The following is an 18499-nucleotide window of genomic DNA, read 5'->3' on the forward strand; positions in this document are numbered from 1 at the left end:
GGACGGCCGGCGGGATCCCGGGATGCGCATGCGCCCGGCCCGGGTTCCCGCCGGCCCTCGGGCGTGGTCGGGGTGCAGCATGGCGAGCGTGGGACGCGTTGCGGTTCGGACGGCGCTGGCAGTGACAGTGGCGATCTTGGTGGGGGTGCCGTCGGATTCGTCTGCGCAGGTCGCCGCAGCTCTGGCGATTGACCGCATCGCCCCCGGCGACCAGGCATTGACTGTTGCGTGGTCCGCGCCGTCGGGCGTGTCCGGCATCACGGCATACGACTTGCGCCGCATTGCGAGCAGCGCGACTGCCGAGGAGAAGAGCGATCCGGGCAATTGGACCACGATCGATGACGCGTGGACCGGCGGGCGTCTCGTCGCGATCGTCGCGGGGCTGGAGAACGGCGTCTCCTACGATGTCCAGGTGCGTGCCGTGGCTTCGTCGGACGGCGCTTGGTCGGCCACGTCGGCGGGCGTTCCTGCGGACCCGGGCGGGACGCTGTCGGGTGCGGCGGCGGCTGCCGTTGGGCTGCCGGTTCAAGGTGTCATCGAGTCCGCCGACGACGTCGACTATTACCGGCTCAGCCTGAGTGCCGAGCGCGAGTTCGCGGCGTGGAGCTCGGGCGACACAGACACGTCCGCCGGCTTGTACAACTGGCGGGGCGACCTGCTGCTCTCCAATGACGACGCGTACCCGGGCTCGGGAGACGGCAACTTTCGGCTCCATGACGTGCTCGCCGCCGGCACCTACTACCTTGGCGTGTCGGGCGGCGCCGCCGCGACCGGAAGCTACACGCTGCATGTCGACGCGTCACCGGACTCGACCGGGTTTGCGGACGCCAGAAGCATTTTTCTCGGCGACACTCTCGGGGGCATGCTTCAGCCGGGAAGCGTCCCATCCGATAAGTATGACTATTTCAGGCTTGAGCTGACCCGCGCCAGCTGGGTGTTCATGCATGTCTCGGGAACAGACTCGGGCCCGACGATCTCCCTGCACGAAGTCAACTACAGAGAAAAGCTCACATGGGTCCGCTACGACTTCGCACAGCCCGGGCCCGGAGGGGCGATCAACGTTTTTCTCCCAGCCCACACCTACTACATCCGTGTGAGCTCCGGTGCCGGCTATTTGCTGCATCTGGCTGTTCCTGCGGCCGGGAGCGATACTGCCGCGTCGGCCGCTCCGCTGAGAGTGGGGGGGGAGGTGACCGGCGGAGTCGTCAATTCGGCCGACGACGCGGACTATTTCAAGCTCAGTCTGCCCGAGACGCAGCGGCTCCTCATCGAGGCCCGCAGCACCAGCGCAGCGGTGTCGTTGCAGTTGAGGGACTCGAACGATGTCGCGATGAGCACCACGAATCGTCCGTATGCCGACAGCACCGATTCGGAGGACAGGGAGTACAGCGACGTCATCGCCGCGGAGCTGCAGGCCGGGGTGTATTACGTCCGGGTCACAGCCGGCGACCCGACGAGGTGGGACGGGGGGTATGTGCTGCTCGCGGGGGTCAACCCGTTCGACTTGCGCGACTCGCTGGGCTGCGCTGACCCGCCCGACGGCATCGAGGACAGCTACTACGGCTGCCAGTGGCATCTCGAGAACAGCGGGCAGTACGGCGGCACCGTCGGCGAGGACATCAATGTCAGAGAGGCATGGACGACGACGATGGGCGCAGGAGTCAGCGTCGCGGTGGTGGATGACGGCCTCGACCATCGTCACGAAGACCTGCGCCGGAATGTCGTCGTGGCCCGGAATCACAGCTACCGCGGCGGCGGGGACGTTCACTCGGCGAGCCGCCGCAACTTGCCGAGCACCTACCACAGCCACGGCACCCAGGTCGCCGGCCTCATCGCAGCCGACGACAACGCGATAGGAGTGCGAGGCGTCGCGCCGGACGCGAGCCTCCACGGCTACGACCTGCTGTGGGCATTCACGACAGCCAACACAGCCGACGCGGCTGCCCGCAACCGTGCGGTGACCGACGTGTCGAACAACAGCTGGGGATTCAATCGCAGTGGCGGAAAAAGCAGTTACAGCAGGGCCTCTGCCTTGTGGGTGCTCGCGGTCGAGTCCGGCCTGCGCGAGGGCAGCGGCGGCAACGGAACGCTGTACGTCTTCGCGTCGGGAAACGATGGGGCCACCAGCCTCACGTCGCTGCGCGAGCATCTGAACTTCTACGGCGTGACCGCCGTCTGTGCCGTCGGCGCGAACGGGAGGCCCCTCAGCCTGTCGGAGCAGGGCCCGAACTTGTGGGTATGCGCGCCCATCGGGAGCACGTCGCAGAGGCTGGTGACGACTGATTCCTACGACGCCTACAGCACTTTCGGCGGGACGAGCGCGGCCGCTGCGATCGTCTCCGGGGTCGCGGCGCTGGTGCGATCCGTCGATGCGACCCTGTCGTGGCGTGACGTCAAGCTGATCCTGGCGAATTCGGCACGGAAGAACGATGCCTCGAACCTGGGCTGGAGCGTCGGCGCCGTGAAGCACGGCTCGGACACCGACAGGTACAGCTACCACGACCAGTACGGGTTCGGGGTCGTGGACGCTGCTGCTGCTGTGCAGCTCGCAGGGAGCTGGCCCAAGCTGCCGGGCTTGCGCACCGCGGCGGGGTCCTACGGCGTCCCGCGCGCCGTCGCGGGGACCGGCGGGAACGTGAGCGCCTCGGTGACGCTGGAAGGCGACCTCGACTTCGCCGAGTTCGTCGAAGTGACTGCGGACTTCGACGCCCCAGACTTCCGCGACCTGAGAATCGAGCTGGTGTCCCCGTCCGGCACGAAGTCGACGCTGTCGACGCCCGTGCAATACCGCTGCCCTTGCCCGATGACCGGAGCGTTCAGATTCGGGTCGGCCAAGCATCTCGGGGAGGACCCGCGCGGCGCATGGACTCTGGTCGTCTCCGATCAACTGTCCGGCGGGCCTCCCAACGTCGTCCGCTCATGGGATCTCAAGGTCTACGGGCATCGCTCCAAGCCCGGCGCGGTGTCGCTGAGCTATGTGCAGCCCGCCTCCCAGGCGCTCGTCGTCGCTTGGGACGAGCCTGCCGACTCGGAAAGCGGGAGCGTCGCCGGCTACGAGATCCGCCACATACGGGCCGACGCGGCGGACAGAGCCGACGCTCAGTGGACGACGCAGGACGTCGACTGCTCTGCCGGCAGCTGCACCGCGACCATCGCGTTCGGCGTCGGCGACGTGCACGCCCGGGACGTGCAAGTGCGGGCAGTCGCCGGGCGGCCCGGCAACTGGTCGGCTGCCGCGAGGGGCACGCCGGGCGCGAGCAACAGCAAGCCGTTCTTCCCCGACGGCGAGCGGACGAGCCGCGCGGTCGACGAGAACGCCGGCGTCGGCGCGGCCGTCGGGCCGCCGGTCGCAGCGAGGGACTACGAAAGCCGAGTCCTCGGACATGCGCTCGCCTACTCCCTCGCAGGGTCTCACGAAGACCTCTTCGACATCGACGCGGACGGCCAGATCACGACCAGGTTCGACCCGGACTTCGAAGACGGCGCCCAGATGCAGTCCTATGCCGTCACGGTGTCGGTCAGCGACGGCAGGGACGACGACGACGAGCCGGACTCGCCCGCGCCGGTCGTCGACGACACCGTCGTCGTGAGCGTCGAGATCAACGACGTCGACGAGCCGGCAGCAATTCTCGGCCCCGAGGCCGTCGAGCATCCTGAGAACTCGGCTGCGGACGTGGCGTCGTACGAGGTAGACGACCCCGAAGGCGAGACAGCGGCTCTGATGCTGGGCGGAATTGACGCCCACCGGTTTCGCCTTGTGGACGGCGCGCTGAAGTTCGAGGACGCTCCTGACCACGAGTCGCCGGGGGACGCCGACGGTGACAACGTCTACGACGTCGAGCTGTCCGCGGTCTTGGGCGGGGAGACGCTGCGGCTGCCGGTGCAAGTGACCGTCACCGACCGCAACGAAGCGCCGCGGATCACCAACGCGCCTGCCGGAGTTCTGAGAGCCGACGAGAACTCCCGCAGCACTGCGAGCCTGCATGCGCTGAACGCGGCGGACCCTGAGCAGCAAGCCGTCTCCTGGGCGCTGGCGGGCGTCGACCGTCTCGACTTCACGATCGCCGGAGGCGTCCTGCGTTTCGCGGCGCCGACGGACTTCGAGATGCCGGCCGACCACGACCGCGACAACATCTACGAGGTGGACGTGCTCGCGAGCGACACGGAGGGCCTCGGGGATGTCGTCTCACTGCGCGTGCAGGTGCAGGACGTCAACGAGCGAGCCGAGATCTCCGGCAACGCGTCGGTGAACTACCCGGAGAACGCAACGAACGCGGTCGGCACATACGAGGCCAACGACCCCGAGGACAGCGAAGACATGACCTGGTCGCTGTCGGGGCCGGACGCGGATTCCTTCACCATCGGCCGGACCGCCGTAGGCGGCGTGCTGAGGTTCAGGAGTCCTCCGGACCATGAGTCACAAGACGCGTACTCGGTCACGCTGCACGTGTCGGACCGCACGGACACAGCCGGCGAAGCAGTCGATGACGCCGTTCCCGACATCGACGATGCCTTCCCGGTAACGGTCAACGTCACCGACGTGAACGAGGCGCCGCTGATCACCGGAGCACCGGCGAGCGGATCTGTCAGCGTCGCTGAGGGGCACACCGGCGAAGTCGCCCGGTTCGAGGCAGCCGATCCCGAGATGGACCGCATCACCTGGACGCTGGCCGGCGCAGACCGAGCAGACATGACGATCGGGCAGGCCACCGGCGCAGTTGCGTTCACGCGGACGCCGGATTTCGAGAAGCCGGAGAACGCACGCGCCGACAACTCCTACGCCGTGACGGTGAGGGCGAGCGACGGCGTCCACACCGCGACCCGACGGCTGACGGTCATGGTGACCAACGTGGCCGAGACCGGGTCGGTGTCGTTCTCGTCGCCGCAGCCGCAGGATGCCACCCCGTTCACCGCGACCTTGACGGACCCTGACGGCGGAGTGACGGATACGGCATGGTCCTGGGAACGCTCACAGAACCGGTCAGCCTGGTCGGCCGTCACCGGTGCGACCGGGTCGTCGTACACGCCGAGCGGCGGCGACATCGGCTACTGGCTGCGGGCGACCGTCTCCTACCGTGACAACGAGAGCGGCGTTGCCCGCAGGTCAGCCCGGGCGGTCTCGGCGAATGCAGTGCGGCTGAACGACCGAGTCAACCATGCTCCGGAGTTCCCGAACTCGGGAACCGTCCCGCGATCTGTCGAGGAGAACTCCCCGGCAGGGACCGAGATCACCGGAACGGTCACCGCGACAGATCTCGACGACAGTGACATCCTGACGTACTCGCTGGACACGGCCTCCGCTGCACGGTTCGCGATCGACGCCTCAGGGCAACTGACGACCACAGCAGTGCTGGATCACGAGACCTCGCCGTCATACACCGTCACGGTGACAGCACGCGATCCCTCGGGCGCAACCGGCACGCAGCGAGTCGCCGTCGCTGTCACCGATGTGGACGAGGCACCCGAGATATCCGGCCCGACGTCGCCGAGCTACGCGGAGGGCCGCACCGACCGTGTCGCACGCTACACCGCAGCAGATCCCGAAGGGGAGAGCGTGACCTGGGATGTGTCCGGTCCCGATGCGAGCCGGTTCGAGATCGGCGAGACCACCGGCGAACTCCGGTTCTCGAGCCAGCCGGACTACGACGCTGCGAGCAGCAACGACTATGAGATCACGGTGCAGGCATCTGACGGCAGCCTCACCGGAGAGCTCGAAGTGACAGTGCGAGTCACTGACGTGAACGAAGCGCCGGTGGTGAGCGGCGCGACGAACATCGACTGGAACGAGAATCGCCTAGGCACCGTGAGCTTCTACTCGGCGCTCGACCCCGAAGACAATGTGACCCCGACTTGGTCCGTCGGCGGACCCGACGCCCGCCATTTCCGAATCGACGCGGCAGGCCGCCTGTCGTTCGCGACGCTCCCGGACTTCGAAGGCCGGGCCGACGCGAACCGTGACAACCGATACGACGTCACGGTGCGAGCCTTCGACGGCACCAGCCACGGAACGCTTGCAGCGACAGTGACGCTCATCAACGTCGACGAAGACGGAGTCCTCGAACTGTCCTCAGTGAACCCGGCAGTCGGCCGGACCCTGCATGCACGGCTGACCGACCCGGACGGGGCTGTACGAGACCAGGCTTGGAAATGGGAACGATCCGCAGCGTTCGACAATCCGGCATCGTGGGTCGAGATCATGAACGCTGCCGATGCGAGCTATCGGCCCCGCAGCGACGACGTGGGGCACTGGCTGCGGGCAACGGTCAGCTACCGCGACCTGCACGACGATCCTCTTGACCCGCCGAAGTCGCTGAAGGCCGTCTCGGCCAACGGTGTTGTGCTCGCCGCGCTGGCTGAACCGGCCCCGACGCTCCTCAGCAGCAGCGGCGGCAGCAGCGGCGGCAGCAGCGGCGGCAGCAGCGGCGGCGGCAGCGGCGGCAGCGGCGACTTTGACGTGGGGGTCGTCACGTTCGTCGTGGCCAACGGCTGGAGCCCCGCAGACGTCGGCGTCGCCTCGGTGATGGCTGCACGCACCAGCAGCGCCGTCATGACGTACACCGCCGACAACGGCCTCCCTTCGGAGACATCGGCCCTGTTGCGGGAGGCGCTTCCCGCCGAGGTGATCATCGTCGGAGGCCTGTCCGCTGTGAACCATGACGTACGCACGCAGATCCGGCTCGCATCGGCCGATTCCGGCATCACGCGAGTCAGCGGCGCGGACCGCTCCGAGACCGCAGCGGGTGTCGCGAGGAGGATCCTGGGCAGCCCTGCCGACGCCGGCCGGGTCACGGCGATCATCGCAAATGGCTGGAGTCCGCCGGACATCGGCGCCGCAGCCGCCTTGGCGGCACGCATCAGCCGGTCCGCGGTGCTGTACGTTCAGCGGGACCGACTGCCTGAGCCGTCCGCGTCGGTGCTGCGCGACTACCAAGTGACCCGTGCGATCATCGTCGGCGGTGCCGCAGCGGTCAGCGACGAAGTGCGGCGCGCCGTCCTGGGCACGGCAGGCGCCGCCACAAGCGTGTCGCGGCTGACGGGCGCCGACCGCGTCGATACCTCCGCCCAGTCAGCACGGCGCGTGCTGGGCGACCCCGATGCGGCGACCCGCGACATCACCCTGATCATCGCGAACGGCTGGTCCCCTCCCGATGTCGGAGTTGCCGCATCGCTGGCCGCCGCCACCGACAACGCAGCCGTGGCCTACACCGAGCGTGACACGCTGCCAAAGGCCGCATCGGCTCTTGTCGCCGACTACCGGCCCGCCGAGATCATCATCGTCGGCGGCCGCGCAGCAGTCGGCGACGACGTGCGAGACGCGCTCACAGACGCCGCGCCCGCTGGTGCCGACATCCGGCGAATCACCGGCCAGACCCGGGCAGACACCGCCGCGAAGGCGGCCCGCCGCATTCTGGCGGAATCCCGATGAACGCTCCCGCCCGGCGTTCAGCAGGCTGATCGGCCACCTCCACCGGTGACCTGCGTGCCAATGCCGCCTGATGCTGGCCACGTTGGCCCACAGCGCAACCGCAGCCCCCAATCGGGCACCCCGCACCGGGCGCTGCGGCTGAGTTTCGCTCTATGGGCATGCAAACGCAGGGGTGAGAGATTCGACGACCGCTCACTACGATCTTTCCGCACCACAGCCGACCCAAGCGCAGTTCTTCGGCGCGACAAAGGAGCAGCCATGCCCGGTGCACTTGACGGAGTACGAGTCCTCGACCTTTCGACCTTGGTGCAGGGTCCGCAGGCCGGCGCGATGTTGCACGGCCTCGGCGCCGAGGTCACCAAGATCGAGCTGCCGCAGATCGGAGATGTCGGGCGTCACGTCGACATGCTCGAGGACTTCGGGCACACCTCGGTGTTCATCGCATGCAACCGGGGCAAGCGCTCAGTGACGCTGGACCTGCGCACCGATGCAGGGCGCGAGGCGTTCTTGAAGCTCGTGGAGACCGCCGACGTGGTGCTGTCGAACTTCAAGCCGGGGACACTTGATGAGTGGGGCCTCGGCTATGACGACTTGGCAGCGGTGAATCCCCGCATCATCTGGGCCGCTGGCAGCTTTATGGGACCCTACGGACCTGACGCTGACCGGGAAGGCGCCGACATCGCCGGGCAGGCGGCCGGCGGAGTCGTCGCCTCGAGCGGCTTCGACGGCGGCCCGCTGTCGACCTACGGCGCACTCGTCGCCGACCACTGCGGGGCGCAGAACCTCCAAACCGGCATCCTGGCGGCGCTGTACGCACGGGAGCGCACCGGCCGGGGCCAGCGAGTCGACGTGAGCCTGCTCGGCGGGCAGATCTGGCTGCAGGCGACGGAGTACACGCACCTGCTGCTGACCGGGGAGGAGGCCGGCCGTTCCAACGGCGGTCATCCGCTGGTGCATGCGCTGTACGGCGTATTCCCGACCTCAGACGGCGCGCTCGCCATGGCCGGCTGCCCCGAGCACCTGTGGCCAAGCATGTGCGAAGCAATCGAACGCACTGACCTTGTCGACCATCCGACCTGGAACGCCTACTTCGTGCCGAAGGAGGTGGCACTGGAGATGCGGGCATTCTTCACCGAGGTGTTCCAGACCCGCAGCACCGAGGAATGGTCCAAGCGACTCGAAGCAGCCGAACAGCGCTTCTGTCCCGTTCGGTCGCACTCGGAGGTCGTCGCCAGCGATCAGCCCTACGCCAACAACTATCTCGTCAAAGCTGACCACGACGAGTGGGGCCCCCAGACCTGGGTGGGCTGCCCGATCACAATGTCGGACACGCCGACCCGGGCGGGAACCTGGGTGGCCGAGTTGGGCCAGCACACCGAGGAAGTGCTGCTGGAAGCCGGCGCCGAATGGGAAGAGCTCGAAGCTTGGCGCGAGGCCGGCGCCTGGTAACTGTGCTGCCGAGGCCTCCGGGCGCGTCCCGCAGCTGGTGCGCCTGGGGTTCTTCGCTCATGAGCACAAGTTGCTGTTGACCACGACCGGGCTTCCGGTCAGCACTGTGTGACGCACACGGCCGGTCAGCGTGCGTCCGACCCAAGGCGAGTTGAGGCTGCGCGATTGCAGGTCAGCGGCGCGAACCGTCCACGCCTCGGCCGGGTCGAACACCGTGACGTTGGCAGGGCTGCCGGGACGGATCGGCTTGCCGTGGTCAGTGATACCAGCGATACGAGCGGGTGCCGTCGAGACGACCTCAACGAAACGAGCCGGCGACATCCCGCCGGAGGCAACGAGCTCAGACCACACCACCGACGCCATCGTCTCCACCCCGATCATGCCCGGTGCCGCATCCGTGAGAGAGCAGTCCTTGAGAGAGGGATGGTGCGGAGCGTGGTCGGTCGCAACGGCGTCCAGCGCACCATCGACGATTCCCCTCCGCAGCGCCGCTACGTCACTGGCCGAGCGCAGCGGGGGGTTCATCTTGCCGGTCGTGCCGAGTTGTTCGACGTCGTTCTCGGTGAGCACGAGGTGCTGGGGGGTGACTTCGGCGGTCACCCGAACGCCGTCCTGTCTGGCCTGCGCCACGAGTTCCATCGCGCTCGCAGTCGACAGGTGCAGCACATGGTGGCGACCGCCGGTGCGCCGTGCAAGCTCGATGTCCCGATGCACTACCGAGATTTCGGCTTCGGCTGGTCTGCCACGCACGCCGAGTCGCTCCGCGACCGGCCCCTCGTTGATCACGCCGCCCGAGACCATTGCGGGATCCTCGGCGTGCTGGCTGATGACTGCGCCGCGCAGTTTGACGGTGGCCGCAAGCGCCGCTCCCATGAGCGCATCGTCGGCGACGCAGTCGCCATCGTCAGTGAAGACCCGCACTCCTGCGGCATACAGCGCACCTAGGTCGGCAAGGCGCTCCCCTGCGCGATCCGCAGTGACACAGGCGGACGTACGGACATCGCACGGCGCGCCAGCGGCCATGCCCAAGACCTCCCGGACCATGGCAGGCGAATCAATCGCCGGAATCGTGTTCGGCATCATCACGCAGGCCGTCACTCCACCCATGGCTGCTCCCGCAGCGCCTGAGGCGATGTCTTCGCTCTCGGTGCCTCCTGGAGTCCGGAAGTGCACCTGGATGTCGACGAAACCGGGCATCACCCAGGCATCCGATGCGTCCAGGCGCCGACGGGCCGCCGGGGCCTCTCCTGCCGGCACCACCGCAGCGATGTGCCCCCCGTCGATGACGACATCAACCGGGTCAACAGCCTCGGTCGGAACCGCTAATCGACCCCCGGAGATCACCAGCTCCGCAGTCATCGTCTCACGCTACTTCGCTGCCGCGCTCATCGCCGAGATCACGGCACTGCTGGTGGCCGACTTCACGGTCGGCCTGAGCACGCAGGTATCGCAGAGCAGTGCCCGGTACGGTTTCGGTCATGACACTCGCCGACGTTGCCCCGCCTGCCAACGATCTCATCACGGACCGCCGGCGTGCCGACTACGAGGCGAACGGTTACCTGTGCCTGCCGGGATTCGTCGATTCTGACTGGCTCGGCGAGCTGCGCTCGGTGACCGCCGAGTTCGCCGAGGCCAGCCGTGCCGAGACCGCCTCCGGCAAGGTCTTCGACACCGACGGCTGATCTGCGGATTCGCACCGGATTCGAATTCCGTCCGGGGAGCGCACGGTGACGGGCGAGCATCAGCATCGGCTGCCGGACTTCTTCGATGCGCTCGATGCAGTCGTGCGCCGTGAGATACCCGATTGCGCCCGCTTGGAGGACGCTGAACGGCTGAGCGGCGGCGCCAGCATGGAGACCTACCGGCTGCGCGGCCGCCGTGAGTCGGATGCCGACGCAACCTTCGACATCTGCCTGCGCCGGGGGCCCGACGGCGAGGATCGAGAGGGCGACAACGTCACCGGCGTGGAAGCCGAGGCGATGTGCATGAGCACGGCACGCTCAGCAGGCGTACCTGAGCCCGAGGTGCTGTACGTGCTGGCGTCCGGCGACGGCATCGGTGCCGGATTCCTCATGGAATGGCTGGACGGCGAGACGTTGGGCGCCCGCATCGCCCGAGCGCCCGAGCTGGCCGGTGCGCGCTCGCGGCTGGCGTACCAGTGCGGGCAGGAGATGGCGCGCATCCACAGCATCGATCTGGACGCAACGGGCCTGGCAGGCGTGCTCCGACAGGTCGATCCGGCCGAGTATCTCGCCGAGTCGTGGGACCGCTACAAGGAGATGCCCACTCCCCAGCCGATGATCGACTACGCGGGCCGGTGGCTGACCACCCAACTGGAAGGCCGCGGATCGTTCCAGGCGACGCTGGTGCACAACGACTTCCGCAACGGCAACGTCATGGTGGATCCTGACGAGGGTCTCGTTGCGGTGCTCGACTGGGAGACCGCGCATATCGGCGACCCGATGCGCGACCTGGGCTGGATGTGCACCAATTCGTGGCGTTTCGGGCAGCGGCATCTGCCCGTCGGCGGCTTCGGAGAGTACGAGGATCTGTTCGCCGGCTACGAAGACGTCGCCGGCACGCCGGTGGACCGGGGCCGGGTGCAGTACTGGGAGGTGTTCGGCTCGTTCTGGTGGGCGGTGGGCTGCCTCGGCATGGCGGATCGCTACCGGATGGGCTCCGATGCCACCGTGGAACGGCCCGGCATCGGCCGGCGCAGCTCCGAGTGCCAGCTCGACTGCGTGAACCTCATCATTCCCGGGCCGGTGGAGTTCCTGCCCGCGGTGACCGAGCTGGGCCTGCTCGAAGCCGACTTCGGCCGTCGCCCGAGCGGCCCGTCAGCGCTCGGCGGCAGCCACACCAGCGCAGAGGCGCATGCCGCGGCGGGCGACATGCCCCGAGTGGACGAGCTGCTCGAGAGCGTGCGCGACTTCCTCCATGGTGAGGTCCGCCAGGCCACCGAGGGGCGCACGAACTTCTTGGCTCTCGTGGCGGGCAATTCGATTGACATCGCGCTGCGGGAACGCCTGATCGGCCCGCAGCTCCATCGCTACGAGCTGGAGCGGCTCGCCACGCTGGTCGGCGACGCGACGTTGCCGGCGAACTCAGGCGCTGCGTCGGATGCTGATTCTGACGCTGCGGTCGCCGAGCAGGTCACCGCAGGACGTTGGGAGCTCGTCCGTTGCCTGCGGGACGGCTCGATGCCGCTGGACGAGCCGGGACTGGCGGACTATCTGCGCACCTCTGTCGCACACCGAGTGGCCATCGATCAGCCTAAGTACTCAGCCTTCCGCCACATCGCCGGCCACTGAGGGCGCCGACCATGCGACGGCGGCAGGTGGCTATTGCCACAGCGCGAGCAGTACGCCGATGACGCTGTAGGAGACCAGCGGATAGCCGGCGTTGATCGCGAGCAGCTTGAGGCTGCGGCCCTCGAAGGCGTAGTTGATGCCGTTGGAGGTGACGACGAAGCCCACTGCGGCCAGCACGCCGAGCCCGAGACCTTCGCCGAATGAGTCGACATCGAGGCCTTGGCCCAGCAGTGCCAGCGCCAGCGTGAAGACGAATGCGAGCACGATCGCCAGCACGTAGGGGTACCACTGGCGCGGGGTGCCCTTCATCGCCTCCATGTCCTCGTCGGTCAGCCCGACTTCGGCCATCCACGGCTTCGCGAGGGTGCTGTACCACGCCGCCCCGAGCACCTGGTTGAACAAGATCGCCACGATGATCGCCCACCAGTTCAGACTTCCGAGATCCATTGCGTCCATGCGACTGCCCTCCCCAGCGATTCCTTGCAGCTGATGCCCGGAGCGTAGGGCTGCACTCAGGTCGAACGAGCCATCCCGCCAACCCTCCGTCTTGGGACCTAAGTTGCGCGCTCGTGAGCTGGTGCTGGGCCATCGAGAGACGTCGCAGCGCTGCGAGGCGGAAGCTCGGTCGCCTGCTGGTGGGCGCCGTACTGGTGCTCGCGGCGTGCGGCACCGGAACCGGCGGCGCGGCGGATACCGAGGCGAACCAACCTGATGCGTCAGTCTCGGACTCTCGCCCCGCTTCGACGGAGTCACTTCCCGACACCGCCGAGACTCGGCCACAGCCAGCCGAGTCAGATGCCGCCCGCTCCACAGCAGGAACTTCTGCGGATCAACCATCTCCGCAGGCGGCTCCGACAACCGCGGCGGCTCAGGCCCCGATGCCAGCAGCGACTACATCCCCAGCAGCTTCGGTCGACGACGTCTCCCGCGAGCGCGACGGAGATCCCTCGGGTGAAGAGCGTGCCATCGACGACGTCCAGTCGGGTGAGGCCGACGAGGCCCATGGAACCGCCGCCGACGTGGAGGAATCAGAGGCATTTCCCCAAGTCACATTCCCTGAAGCCACGGTTCGCGACCCCGAGGCAGAGGCAGCCGACCGGCAACGGCGCCAGAGCGTGATCGGCCTGTTCGAACGGCTGCGCGTCGAAACTGAGCATCGAACCGGATACGACCGGGAGGCGGTCTTCGACGGCTGGCTCTACAGCGGCGGCCAGTCGACGCGAGATCGAGTGCTGGCCGCTGAACGGCTCCCGGACGGAACGTGGTTCTCTGCCTACGACTCGGTGGTCGTGCTGACGGCATCAGATCTTGACATCGACCACGTCGTGCCGCTCGCCGAAGCCTGGGAATCGGGCGGCTACGCATGGTCAGCCGGCACCTGGACACGCTTCGGGAACGACCTGGAAGATCCGCGCTTGCTCATCGCTGTCAGTGCGTCGACCAATCGCAGCAAGGGAGCGAAGGATCCGCAGGACTGGTGGCCGCCGCACGCCGGCTACCGGTGCCAGTACGCAGCCGATTGGGTTGCGATCAAGGCGCGCTGGAACTTGGCGATGGACGCCGCCGAGCAGCGATCGCTTGACGCTCAGCTCGAGTCCTGTTCTGGTGCCGAATTTGTCTTCAACGCCCCGTCATCGGCGACCGTGACGCTCGCTGAGACCTCAACGGAACCCCAGAACGAATCCACCGCCGCACCTGAGCCAGACTCGGCCCAGGAGGCCCCCGACGAACCCGCCGACGACTGCCACCCGGCCTACGAGCCGTGCCTGCCGAACCTGCCGGGAGACGCGCTCAACTGCGGCGATCTGACCAGGGAGCAGAAGCCGGTCCGTGTCAAGGAGATCGGCGTGGATCCCTACCGGCTAGATCGCGATCGGAACGACCTCGGCTGCACGTCCTAGCCCGCAGCGGGGCGGCCGCCGGCGGGGCTATGACTCGGCGGCGGCTTTGATGGCTTCGAGAGTTGTCGCCATTCCGGCGCGCACGACATCAGCACGTGCTGCCAGCTGCTCGGCGCTGAGGGGCTGCAGCGTGGGGGGCAGCGCGAGCACGTCCCAAATCTCGGTCAGCGTGGTGCCGCCCTGGTCATTTGCGGCCATGCGATAGGTCCAGCGCACATAGGGGCCCTCGGGGTCATCGGACCGCGTCTCCCACTCGAAGCACTCGCCGACCCGGGCCTGGCTGACCGTGCAGGGCACGCTCCATTCCCGGTCGCCGATCCGGTTATGGCCCTCGAATGTTGCGCCCTGCGTGCCCGGATCGCCGCTCGTCCAGTCCGCCCCGATGTTCTCGGGACTCCACTGCCCCATTCGGGGGACATCCGATACCAAGTCGTAGACAGCTTGCGGGCTCGCAGCGATTTCCACGCTTGCCTCGTGCTGCATTCCGTGAACGGTCATGGGCCGAACCGTAGTGCCGTCCTGCCGGAGCGGTCCGGGCTGCCGTCCGGGGATCAGCATCGCCTCCCGGGTCCAAGCGCCATACCATGGCGCCCACTTCGGGCGGGTCGCCATGCCACCCGCCGGTGCCGATACCCGAACGCCACCCCGACCAGGAGCACCTATGGGCGAGATCCCCCGCACCGAGGACCGTCGCAGCCCGATCCGCCGGCTGGGCCGGTTCGTGGAGCCCATCCACACGGTCGCCTACTACTCACCCGAGATCTACGGCTTCAACGACGACGGTTTCAAGGGCTGGTGGCACGCGTACTTCGCCTACCGGTCCGCCCCGATGGGTGCGGTGAGCGCGCCCACCGTGACCTCTGTGTTCTACAACTTCGCCCCTCGCATGGTCTCCCGGGCAGTGCCCGGATGCTGGGACATCATGGCGCCCGATGCGGTGCTCGCCCGTTACCGCGAGATCACCACTGCGTCGATGAGCCGCACACTGGCCGAGCACCCCGAGCCGGCCGACATCGATGGCGCCGCGGCAGCGCTGCGCAGCTTCACCGCCGATCTGCCTGCCGGGGCGCGGCCCCTGTACGGCGCCTGGGCGCAGCAGCCGTGGCCCAGCGACGACGGTGGCGACGCCACCATGGATCTCTGGCATGGCTGCACCCTGCTGCGGGAATTCCGTTTCGATGCGCACAACATCGCGCTGGCCGCCGCAGACCTGGACCCTGTCGAGTGTCACGCCATGATGACCAGCGGCGGACACGGCAACGGCGCCACGATCCAGAAGATCCGCGGCTGGACGCTCGACGAGTGGGACGCCGCCTGTGCCCGGCTCGTCGAACGCGGCCTGATCACCGACGAGGGAACCCAGACGCCCGACGGCAACGCCGTGCGGCGCGAGGTGGAGGCAGAAACCGATCGTCTCTCGCTGGCAGCGGCCGAGGCACTCGACGCCGACGACCTGGAGACGCTGCTGGGACAGCTGGAGCGGGTGATGGACTACTTGGTCGCGACCGGTGCCGTCTCGGGGACGTGGCCGCCTCCGCACGTCACGGTCTCCGCCTGAACACCTGTGCCTGATCGAACAGGGCCCGCCCGCTCCGCGAACTCCGATGCTGAGCCAGACGAGCGCAGCGGGCGTGACTTCATCCGCGACCTCGTCACGGCGGACCACGCTTCGAACCGGTTCGGGGGCCGTGTCCAGACACGCTTCCCGCCGGAGCCGAACGGTTTCCTCCACATCGGTCATGCGAAGGCGATCTGCCTCGACTTCAGCGTTGCGGCGGAATTCGAGGGCCGGTGCTTTCTGCGATTCGACGACACGAATCCCGCCACCGAGAGTCCCGAATACGTCGACGCCATCATCGACGATGTGCGTTGGCTGGGCTTCGAGCCCGACGAGATCCGCTTCGCCTCCGACTGCTTCGACCAGTTCTATGAGTGGGCGGAGCTGCTGATCAGCCGGGGGCTCGCGTACGTCGACGATCAGGATGCCGACGCCATCTCTGCTGGGCGAGGCGGTTTCGGCCGGCCGGGGACCGACAGCCCCCACCGGGACCGTCCGCCCTCGGAGAATCTTCGCCTGTTCCGCGAGATGGCAGCCGGCCAGCATCCGGAAGGCAGCCGGGTGCTGCGAGCCCGCATCGACATGCAGCACGAGAACATGCAGATGCGAGACCCGGTGATGTACCGCATCCGCCATCAGCACCACTACCGCCAAGGCGACCGGTGGTGCATCTACCCGACCTACGACTGGGCTCACGGGCAGGGCGACGCCGTCGAGGGCGTGACACATTCGCTGTGCACGCTGGAATTCCGTGACAACCGGGCGCTCTACGACTGGTACTTGGAGCACCTGCCCGTCGACGAGCTGGACCACAGCGGCGATCGGCCCTACCAGACCGAGTTCGCCCGGCTGGAGCTGACCCATACGGTGACCTCCAAGCGCGTGCTGCGCCGGCTAGTCGAGGACGGCCACGTCGACGGCTGGGACGATCCCCGATTGCCCACGCTCAGAGCGCTGCGCAGACGTGGCTACCCGCCGTCTGCGATCCGCGAGTTCTGCGCATTCATCGGAGTCGCACGCACCAACAGCCGCCACGCCCCGGAGCTGCTCGAGTCGTTCGTGCGCACCGAGCTGAACGCCAGCGCGCTCCGGCGGATGGCCGTGCTGCGTCCGCTGAGGCTGGTGATCACCAACTGGCCCACCGACGACGGGGGCAACCCCGTCACCGAGCACCGGGAGGCAATCAACAATCCTGAGGATCCCGATGCCGGCACCCGGCAGGTGCCGTTCAGCGGCACGCTGTGGATCGACGAGGACGACTTCCGTCTGGAAGCCCCGCCGAAATTCTTCCGGCTGTCACCAGGACGGGAAGTGAGGCTGCGCGCCGGCTACTTCGTTCGCTGCACCGATGCCGTGACCGACGAGGACGGCAAGGTCATCGAGGTGCGCTGCACCTACGACCCGCAGACCTCAGGCGGCCAGGCGCCTGACGGCCGCAGGGTGAAGGCCACAATCGGATGGGTGAGCGACCAGCACGCCGTGCCGATCACTGCTGCTCTGTATGAGCGGCTCTTCGATGCTGAGCTGCCCGGCGAGCGCACCGGCGATCCGCTCGACGACCTGCACCCGGACTCGCGTGAGGTCCTCGAAGGCGTGGCCGAACCGGCGATCGCTGACATCGGCCCCGGCGACGTCGTGCAGTTCGAGCGGATCGGCTACTTCTGTGCCGACAGCCCTGCTCCTGGCAGTTCTGTGTCTGACAGCACGGGGCCAGCGCTGTTCCACCGCACGGTCGGGCTGCGCGATGAATGGGCAAACATCCAGAAGCGCCAGCAACAACAAGAGGCACGACAATGAGCCAAGGTGTGGCAATCATTACCGGCGGCGGCAGCGGCATCGGCAGGGCGAGCGCGCTGGAGCTCTCTGCGGCCGGCTGGCGGGTGGTGGTGTGCGGGCGACGTGGTGACCTGCTGGACGAAGCAGTCGCTGCGTGCGAGGCCGAAGCGCTCGCCGTCACGGCCGATGTGGCGTCGCCGGCCGATGTAGAGACACTCTTCGCAGCCGCAGTCGATCGGTTCGGCCGGGTCGACCTGCTCTTCAACAACGCAGGCCGAGGCACCCGGCCGGTCCCAGTGGAAGATCTGCCAGTCGACGACTGGCTCAACACGGTTGCTGTGAACCTCACCGGATCGTGGCTGTGCGCCCGTGCGGCTTTCGCCCAGATGAAGCGCCAGGAACCCTCAGGAGGGCGGATCATCAACAACGGCTCGGTGTCGGCACAGACGCCACGGCTGAATTCGTCGCCGTACACCGCCACCAAGCACGCCATCACCGGGCTGACCAAAGCGCTTTCGCTCGAAGGCCGCGATCACGGCATCACCGTCGGCCAGATCGATGTCGGCAACGCCGAATCGCCGCTGACGGCGGCCATGGCAACGGGTGTGCCCCAAGCCGACGGGACCATGCGAACCGAACCCGTGATGGATGTGGCCAACGTCGCGAAGGCAGTTCGGTACATGGCCGAACTGCCGCCCGACACGAACGTGCTCACGATGACTGTGATGGCGAACGGGATGCCGCTGGTCGGCCGGGGGTAACCGCTGCCTTGACTGAGCGTTCAAGAACTGAGCCTCGTTTCCGCATCCATTGCCCGCCTCCACGGCCGTGACTCCCACCAGCGCACCGACGATCGGCGCCCGCGCCCCGCTGGGGGAGGTGAGCCGCAGCCGCAGCTCGCTGTCGAACCCGCCGCGGCCGATGCGGGTGCTGCGGCCCGGGACGATCTCGACTGCGAAATCAGCGGGCAGCCCGTAGTCGGCGAGCGTCGCGCCCCCCACCGAACGCGCAACGAAATCAGCCGCCACGTACTGGTAGGGCTCGCCGGGGTCGTGGACGCGGTCGCGGTCCGCGTCAA

Annotated in this window: 11 protein-coding genes; 8 read left to right on the forward strand and 3 right to left on the reverse strand. The window is 67.8% G+C overall.

Going from position 1 to position 18499, the window contains the following annotated elements; genetic code table 11:
- Nucleotides 1-79 precede the first annotated feature (79 nt).
- Entirely contained in the window at nucleotides 80-7426 is a 7347-nt protein-coding gene (locus ACOGXQ_RS04005) for a S8 family serine peptidase (RefSeq protein ID WP_419946160.1), read from the forward strand.
- A 258-nt stretch (nucleotides 7427-7684) separates the two neighbouring features.
- The gene (locus ACOGXQ_RS04010; protein ID WP_419946161.1) at nucleotides 7685-8875 is read left to right on the forward strand and encodes a CaiB/BaiF CoA transferase family protein; all 1191 of its coding nucleotides are present in this window, start codon (nucleotides 7685-7687) and stop codon (nucleotides 8873-8875) included.
- Between the two features lie 57 nt (nucleotides 8876-8932).
- Here the strand turns inward: ACOGXQ_RS04010 and ACOGXQ_RS04015 are convergent, their stop codons facing one another.
- The gene (locus ACOGXQ_RS04015; protein WP_419946162.1) at nucleotides 8933-10234 is read right to left on the reverse strand and encodes a dihydroorotase; all 1302 of its coding nucleotides are present in this window, start codon (nucleotides 10232-10234) and stop codon (nucleotides 8933-8935) included.
- 119 nt (nucleotides 10235-10353) lie between these two features.
- Between ACOGXQ_RS04015 and ACOGXQ_RS04020 the strand changes: the two genes are divergently transcribed.
- Both ACOGXQ_RS04020 and ACOGXQ_RS04025 read left to right on the forward strand, forming a co-directional pair.
- A complete protein-coding gene (locus ACOGXQ_RS04020) occupies nucleotides 10354-10557 on the forward strand; it encodes a hypothetical protein (RefSeq protein ID WP_419946163.1) in 204 nt (67 codons plus the stop codon).
- A 45-nt stretch (nucleotides 10558-10602) separates the two neighbouring features.
- On the forward strand, nucleotides 10603-12186 hold the full coding sequence (locus tag ACOGXQ_RS04025; protein WP_419946164.1) for a phosphotransferase family protein: 1584 nt from the start codon (nucleotides 10603-10605) through the stop codon (nucleotides 12184-12186).
- Nucleotides 12187-12216: 30 nt separating this feature from the next.
- Here the strand turns inward: ACOGXQ_RS04025 and ACOGXQ_RS04030 are convergent, their stop codons facing one another.
- Nucleotides 12217-12642: a DUF1761 domain-containing protein gene (locus tag ACOGXQ_RS04030; protein WP_419946165.1), complete on the reverse strand. Its 426-nt coding sequence runs from the start codon at nucleotides 12640-12642 to the stop codon at nucleotides 12217-12219.
- Nucleotides 12643-13064: 422 nt separating this feature from the next.
- On the opposite strand from ACOGXQ_RS04030, the gene ACOGXQ_RS04035 reads away from it, so the two are divergent.
- A complete protein-coding gene (locus tag ACOGXQ_RS04035; RefSeq protein ID WP_419946166.1) occupies nucleotides 13065-14087 on the forward strand; it encodes an HNH endonuclease family protein in 1023 nt (340 codons plus the stop codon).
- 27 nt (nucleotides 14088-14114) lie between these two features.
- Here the strand turns inward: ACOGXQ_RS04035 and ACOGXQ_RS04040 are convergent, their stop codons facing one another.
- Complete coding sequence (locus tag ACOGXQ_RS04040; protein ID WP_419946167.1) at nucleotides 14115-14585, reverse strand: SRPBCC family protein; 471 nt, start codon at nucleotides 14583-14585, stop codon at nucleotides 14115-14117.
- Nucleotides 14586-14748: 163 nt separating this feature from the next.
- Between ACOGXQ_RS04040 and ACOGXQ_RS04045 the strand changes: the two genes are divergently transcribed.
- The 3 genes from ACOGXQ_RS04045 to ACOGXQ_RS04055 are packed head-to-tail and all read left to right on the forward strand — an operon-like array spanning nucleotide 14749 to nucleotide 18182.
- The gene (locus ACOGXQ_RS04045) at nucleotides 14749-15645 is read left to right on the forward strand and encodes an SCO6745 family protein (protein WP_419946168.1); all 897 of its coding nucleotides are present in this window, start codon (nucleotides 14749-14751) and stop codon (nucleotides 15643-15645) included.
- Between the two features lie 6 nt (nucleotides 15646-15651).
- Nucleotides 15652-17442 carry a glutamine--tRNA ligase/YqeY domain fusion protein gene (locus tag ACOGXQ_RS04050; protein WP_419946169.1) on the forward strand — a complete coding sequence of 597 codons (1791 nt, stop codon included), beginning with the start codon at nucleotides 15652-15654 and terminating at the stop codon, nucleotides 17440-17442.
- A complete protein-coding gene (locus tag ACOGXQ_RS04055) occupies nucleotides 17439-18182 on the forward strand; it encodes an SDR family oxidoreductase (RefSeq protein WP_419946170.1) in 744 nt (247 codons plus the stop codon). The genes ACOGXQ_RS04050 and ACOGXQ_RS04055 overlap by 4 nt, the downstream gene beginning before the upstream one ends.
- The last annotated feature ends 317 nt before the right edge of the window (nucleotides 18183-18499 follow it).

Origin of the sequence: Candidatus Poriferisodalis sp., from assembly GCF_965208485.1 — a bacterium.
In the GTDB taxonomy this organism is placed as follows: Bacteria; Actinomycetota; Acidimicrobiia; order Acidimicrobiales; family Poriferisodalaceae; genus Poriferisodalis.

Coding starts and splice junctions, on each gene's coding strand:
- ACOGXQ_RS04005 (WP_419946160.1), top strand. CDS start 80: ATGGCGAGCGTGGGACGCGTTGCGGTTCGGACGGCGCTGGCAGTGACA.
- ACOGXQ_RS04010 (WP_419946161.1), top strand. CDS start 7,685: ATGCCCGGTGCACTTGACGGAGTACGAGTCCTCGACCTTTCGACCTTG.
- ACOGXQ_RS04015 (WP_419946162.1), bottom strand. CDS start 10,234: ATGACTGCGGAGCTGGTGATCTCCGGGGGTCGATTAGCGGTTCCGACC.
- ACOGXQ_RS04020 (WP_419946163.1), top strand. CDS start 10,354: ATGACACTCGCCGACGTTGCCCCGCCTGCCAACGATCTCATCACGGAC.
- ACOGXQ_RS04030 (WP_419946165.1), bottom strand. CDS start 12,642: ATGGACGCAATGGATCTCGGAAGTCTGAACTGGTGGGCGATCATCGTG.
- ACOGXQ_RS04035 (WP_419946166.1), top strand. CDS start 13,065: ATGCCAGCAGCGACTACATCCCCAGCAGCTTCGGTCGACGACGTCTCC.
- ACOGXQ_RS04040 (WP_419946167.1), bottom strand. CDS start 14,585: ATGACCGTTCACGGAATGCAGCACGAGGCAAGCGTGGAAATCGCTGCG.
- ACOGXQ_RS04045 (WP_419946168.1), top strand. CDS start 14,749: ATGGGCGAGATCCCCCGCACCGAGGACCGTCGCAGCCCGATCCGCCGG.
- ACOGXQ_RS04055 (WP_419946170.1), top strand. CDS start 17,439: ATGAGCCAAGGTGTGGCAATCATTACCGGCGGCGGCAGCGGCATCGGC.